This is a genomic window from Psychrobacter sp. Ps6 (genome assembly GCF_022129235.1).
In the GTDB taxonomy this organism is placed as follows: Bacteria; Pseudomonadota; Gammaproteobacteria; order Pseudomonadales; family Moraxellaceae; genus Psychrobacter.
The window spans coordinates 1-1,722 of sequence record NZ_JADQAI010000104.1; the positions used below are offsets into that span (position 1 = coordinate 1).

Sequence of the window (1,722 nt, forward strand, 5' to 3'; positions counted from 1 at the left end):
CGATTCCTTCTGAAAACTTAGCTATCATTGATTCTGCAGTATATTGGCCAGCAGAAAACGAGTCGGGACATTTACTGATGAATGATTCGCGCATTGGTTATGGCAACGGTAAATCTATCTCTTCCGATCACCGTATGGTTTGGATTAAAGCTCAACTCTAATACCTTTGCTTCAATCGAACTACCTAATAAAGCTCGGCATTTTTCTGAGCTTTTTAATGCGCAAACTCACCATTAATTTGATATTTCAAGATGATTAACACCAATCATTTAAATACATACTCTTATTTCAAATAATTTTTTAACTGATATACCACGATTTAGCAAAATTAATATATACCCAATCAGTTTTAAGACATATGTTTGTACATATAAAAATTATCATTGACTAGGTAAGTCAACAATCCTGCATAACCTCTACCTTTCAAATTTGATAAAAGACAATATCAATAATGGAAACAATAAGATCTGATTCATAAACATTTCTAATAATTGTGATGAATAACATATTATGGAAATAAATACAAATCTTAATACCATTTAATTTTACTAATAACTATCATTTTATTATCTATTTCTTAAATATCATTCTAATTATTATGTTGATGACACAAACAAACCAAATAAGAATGGAGATAAGCTTAAATGGAATTAATATTAAATAAAAATATTTATTGGTTAGGAAAAAAAACCATAAGTAATGATAGAATCATTTATATCAACGACATAAAAGAAATACCAATTGAGTATTGTGGGATATTATGTATCAATATAGAAAAAGAACATGAGATAAAACAACTTTTAACCTCATTCTATCAGCATCCTGGAAGATGGTCATGGAGCGTATACACTACAATCAAAACTCTATATACAGAATGTGTAACTGATGGTGTATTTGATCTAGAGCTATCTTTAGAAATACAACGTTCTACACAAGAACATATTTTACTATCTCCAAATCACATAAATCTAAACCCTATTATTGGCTGGCTAGGCGTTAATAAGAATCGTAGATTAAAACCTACAAAGGATATTTTTTCCCATACTATCTACAGCTATCCATTAGTTGACGTCCTTCTTCCTGAAATTAATTCCAACATTCGTTATCTACAATCAGAATTAGAACGTAACATTCTATCAAAAGAAAAACTTATTGATCGAATAAGATTATGTCCTAACTGTAACAGTGGCCATTTAAATTATACTGAAGAGTGTCCTAACTGTAAAAGTATAAATATTGATTGTCAAAGCTCTCTCCATTGCTTTACTTGTGGTTATGTTGGGGAACAAATTCTATTTCAAATTCATGGTAAATTAGAGTGTCCAAAATGTTTATCATCTTTAAAACATATCGGTGTAGATTATGATAGACCTTTAGAAAACTATATTTGCAATGACTGCTCTGAACGCTTCATAGAATCTTCAACTTCATGTCATTGCCTAAATTGCTCAAAAAATTCAGACATTGATGAGTTGGTCATTAGAAAATTATATCAGTATTCATTAGGAGATAGAGGAAAATACATTTTCATCAATGGTAATGATCTCGATGCACCAATCTTATCAATTAAAAATAAAGTTAACATTGATTATTTTACCAATTTATTAAATTGGATTAATAAGTTAGCCATAAGACATAATGAACATCATTTGTTACTCGGATTATACCTTCCATCTTTAGATGAGTATGGTAAACATCATGGTGATGATAAACTTTATTTAT

At 29.3% G+C, this 1,722-nt stretch carries 1 pseudogene; it reads left to right on the top strand.

What is annotated here, in order from left to right:
- Window positions 1-644 precede the first annotated feature (644 nt).
- Window positions 645-1,722, top strand: a pseudogene (locus tag I3255_RS14095) (hypothetical protein); the annotation flags it as partial.